Genomic DNA, 3895 nt, shown 5'->3' on the forward strand with positions numbered 1-3895 from the left:
CTACATGCGAACGGCATGGCCTTCACCGATGACCTCTTCAATCTCAACCGGCCCGCGCTCCGCCTCCACATGCGGTATGCAATCGAGGATGACGACCTCGCCGCGATGCTCGAGGCCTGCCAGATCGACTAACCACTAACCAAATAAGCGCCCCGGCCCTTGCGGGCCGGGGCAGAAAGGAACTTTCTATCATGTTTGACGACTACGACGACGGCCTCGACATTGGATTCTGCAGCGGCTGCGGTGCATGGCTCGACACTGCCGAGTGGCTATACTGCCAGACCTGCATCGACGAGGACGAGGAGATCTAGGCATGGGACGGTACACATGGACTGAGCCGACAGATTACGAGCAGGAGTGGGGTGTGGTCCTCGCGGCTGACGCGCCGGACGGCGCACGCCTGACTGCCACAGGCCGGGCATTTAGTCAGTCGATGCATCGCGGATCGCCTCGAGGTCAGGATCATCATCCTCGCCGCCAGCTGGCACCGGATCGACGCGGTCGGGGTCTGCGATTGAGGTGAGCAGGGAGAGGACGGCGGCGGTTGCGCCGACGCCGAGCGCGCCTGCCCAGTCGAGTCCCCAGATGACCGTGCCAGCCGTCAACACGGCGAGCATGGACTGTGCGAATGTCTTGACGGCCCGCTCGGCCGCTCCGGTCCAGAAGGTTTTACGTGAGTATCGCATGGGCATGTTGCCTTCCTGTTAGTAGTTTCCGGCGAGCCAGTGTTGGACCGCCGTGATCGTGTAGGTGCCGGCCTGTCCGTCGATCATCCGCGAGTACAGGTTCCGGGCTTTCATGGAGCGTTGCACGGCCTTCCATGATTCGACGCCGAACGAACCGTCGACCGCGTGCGTGTATGTTTTCTGGTCCCGTAGCCATCCCTGCCACGATTTCGACGTCTCCGTGCCGAAGGAGCCGTCGACGGCGCGCGTGTACCGCTTCTCGCGCGCGAGCGCCCGCTGTAGGGCTTTGACGGTTTCCGGGCCGAAGTGGCCGTCGATCCGGCCCGTGTACCAGCGATGCCTGCCCGTCTTCGTTGTCGCCGCGGCGGTAGCGGCCGTGGCTGCAGCCGCAGCCGCCGTATAAACCCGCTGGCCGTGGTAGACCTCGGCCCAGCCCAGATAGGTTGAGTGTCGGGGCTGGTAGTTGGCAATCCTGATGACCTGAATCCCGGATGAGCCGTCTTCGCCGGATGTGGAGATCGCGCGGCCGCCGCCGATGGACAGGGCCACATGCCCCGCCGGGACACCCTGCAACCGCCAGAAGACGGGCACGCCGACTGGCGGGGTCGTGTCCATGTGAATCGTCCCGGCCTTTTTCGAGGCTTCGTAGGCGAGCATGGCGGTCCTGTAAGCGGCCGGGTACCCGTAGGCGGTGCGGACGAAGCGTTCACACATGCCCGCGTACTGGCGTTTGCCGATCATGGATTGTGCCCAGTCCACGGCCTGAGCTGGTGTGCGTGCCACGAGAGACTCTCCTTCACTGGTGGTATCGCGGTTGGTAGATGCAGTGAGGGCCGCCCAATCGGACGGCCCACCATAGAAAATATTCAGGTCTAACGCGGCGTCCCATCCGGGAACCCCGCCAGCCGAGGAGTACTGCCATATTGCAGGTCGGCCCCAGTAGGGCACGTCGGTGGGCTGCTCATAGGATTTCCAGCCCACCGGGGCACTGTATGGGTACCGTGCGTACCAGAGCGGATAACCTGCCTGTTGGACTCGGCGCAGGGACGGGTGCGCAAGCAGGGTTGCCCGGTACGTGTAGAAAACGGGTCTGCGGCCGAGCGCGGCCTCCACGAGACGCATCCATTCCAACACCCAGTCTGCGTTGCCGAGATTATTCCCGGATGCTTCCTCCCAGTCGAGCACAAGCAGTGCGTCAGACGGAGCAAGAGCGGCCTGGCGGATAAAGTTCGCGGCCTCTTGAGCAGCGGTACCGGCGCGGCCGCGCTCCCGTGCATAGTGGTAGACGCCGGTGCGCTTCGCCCCAGCAAGCATGGATTTCCAACCGTCAATCACCAGCGAAGTGCCGCCGGTGGCCTTCGTGATCACAAAATCCACGCCGGGTATTGTCTTTTGCGGCCATCCGGCTTGGTAACGGGCGTGAACATCCACGCCATGCAGAATGCTTGTCATGATAGGTTTCCTTCCTCGTCGTCGGTTTCGTCCACACCATTTGGGTTGTCAACGGCTGATGTCTTGTGTTCCTTCCCGTCGCTGACAGCGGCCAGCGACGCGACAGGCCGGGCAGGTGGTGGCGGCGGCAACTGGCGCCGAATATGCTGTTCGAGCGTGGCAACATGGTCTTGCCATATCCGGTTCTGGCGTGCCATCACATACTCGGAATCCCGCGCACTGGCGAGCTCTTTACGGAGTTCCCCGAACCGTTGATCCATCGAGTCCATGCGTTCCTGTATCTTGTCCGCGCGGCGTTCTGCCCGGTCCGCCTGCTCCTGCAGTTCGTTGACGGTAGTTGACAGGACAGATAGCTCGTGTGATGCAGTAGCGTTCCGGCGCTGAACCAGTCCGGTTATTCCGGCGGTGACCGCGCCGCCGATCATGGCGACCATGGCGACAATCACGGCGGAATCGATGAGTGGTGACATTATCACGTCATCCCTTCCTCGTTAGCCCATTGTGATTGGCATGGCCATGACGGCGAGTTTGTTGACGTCGGTTGCGCCGGAGAACGTAACCTTTGAGACCTTCCCCGTCGCGCCGCCAAAGTTGACAGCGAGGATGACTTTCGGATCAACGCCGGCGGGAATGCGGGCCATAGAGAACACGTTCTGCGTCTGCATCTCCGCGTTGTCTTCCCATCGGGCCGTGGTCGGGCTGGAGTTATCCATGATGAGAATGCGCAGTCCAGCGATGCCAGACACGGCGGCGTCGGCCATGCCGAACGCAATCACGACGCGGTCATATGGACGTGCAGGGAGTTTCGACGTGATGAGCGCGGACTGAGAACCTGAAGTGCGCTGATATACGCCACCGGAGAACGAGTCGAAGGTCGTCTCAACTTCGTTGACGGGGGATAGTGCGTACACTCCGCCTGTGTCTGCGCCGTCGGACCGGTAGATGATGCCGCCAATATCAAAATATGCGGGGCGCCCCGTCGAGATTGGCGCACCGGCGGCGATGGCCGTGGCAAGGATGCCGCGTGCCGTAGCAATATCGGACGCGGGGGTGATGATTCCGGCGGTGTCGGCCATCGTTTCGATGGATGCGATGATGCCGTCTGTCGGGTCGGGTAGGGTGGCACCCGTCCAGTGTTGGTGTGACAACGTGATTCCCTTCGGTTAGGCGATGGTCCAGAGTGCGGGGACGGCCGGTGGTGTCCAGTCGGCTTGTGACGTGTGCGCTATCACGCACCGGTAGACGGTGCCCTGGTAGGTGACGAGTGTGCCGGTCGTGTACGCGGTGCCGACGGCCCATGTCGGGTAGGTGTCTGCCGCGCCCGGTTGTGCTAGGGCGGTGTTACGCCAGCCGAGCGGGTACACGTCGGGTCCTGCCGTGTGTGGGGAGAGCCATGCCCCGGAGATGTTCTCCCACGTGATGCCGTCGATCACTACTTTTTCGCCGGGGCCGACTGCGCCCGTGGTGGGAATGTCCGCCAGTTGGCGGGCGGGTTGTGTTTCCACGGCGGCAGCGTACTGCGCCGCGAGCGTTTCGGCTTGCTGTGCGGCGGTGGCGAGGAGGAGCCGTCGTTGCTGCTCTCGCAGCACGGCGGCATAGAAATCCCCCCAATCCGCCTCACTAATGCCTACTAGGTCTAGATCGACAGCCATAACCATTCCCCTCTCTTCGTTGGTTGGTTATGCGGTGACGTATTGGGCGGAAAACTCGCAGCCCGGAGAGTTGAGCGTGGTCCCGGAGTCTTGGAACAGCATGAG

General features: G+C 62.6%; 5 protein-coding genes. All 5 read right to left on the bottom strand.

Features of this window, described 5'->3' with window-relative positions; translation table 11 throughout:
- Positions 1–422 precede the first annotated feature (422 nt).
- Genes EKN07_RS12260 through EKN07_RS12280 form a run of 5 tightly spaced genes read right to left on the bottom strand, consistent with a single transcriptional unit; the run spans position 423 to position 3790 of the window.
- Entirely contained in the window at positions 423–692 is a 270-nt protein-coding gene (locus EKN07_RS12260; protein WP_206435734.1) for a holin, read from the bottom strand.
- Between the two features lie 12 nt (positions 693–704).
- Positions 705–2138 carry a GH25 family lysozyme gene (locus EKN07_RS12265; protein WP_126146554.1) on the bottom strand — a complete coding sequence of 478 codons (1434 nt, stop codon included), beginning with the start codon at positions 2136–2138 and terminating at the stop codon, positions 705–707.
- Positions 2135–2614 (bottom strand): hypothetical protein, encoded by a 480-nt coding sequence (locus EKN07_RS12270; RefSeq protein WP_126146555.1) that lies wholly within the window; start codon positions 2612–2614, stop codon positions 2135–2137. The genes EKN07_RS12265 and EKN07_RS12270 overlap by 4 nt, the downstream gene beginning before the upstream one ends.
- Before the next feature lie 15 nt (positions 2615–2629).
- Entirely contained in the window at positions 2630–3286 is a 657-nt protein-coding gene (locus EKN07_RS12275) for a hypothetical protein (RefSeq protein WP_126146556.1), read from the bottom strand.
- 15 nt (positions 3287–3301) lie between these two features.
- On the bottom strand, positions 3302–3790 hold the full coding sequence (locus tag EKN07_RS12280; RefSeq protein ID WP_164546680.1) for a carbohydrate-binding protein: 489 nt from the start codon (positions 3788–3790) through the stop codon (positions 3302–3304).
- Positions 3791–3895: the final 105 nt, after the last annotated feature.

Origin of the sequence: Actinobaculum sp. 352 (assembly GCF_003957265.1) — a bacterium.
Lineage (GTDB): Bacteria > Actinomycetota > Actinomycetes > Actinomycetales > Actinomycetaceae > Asp313.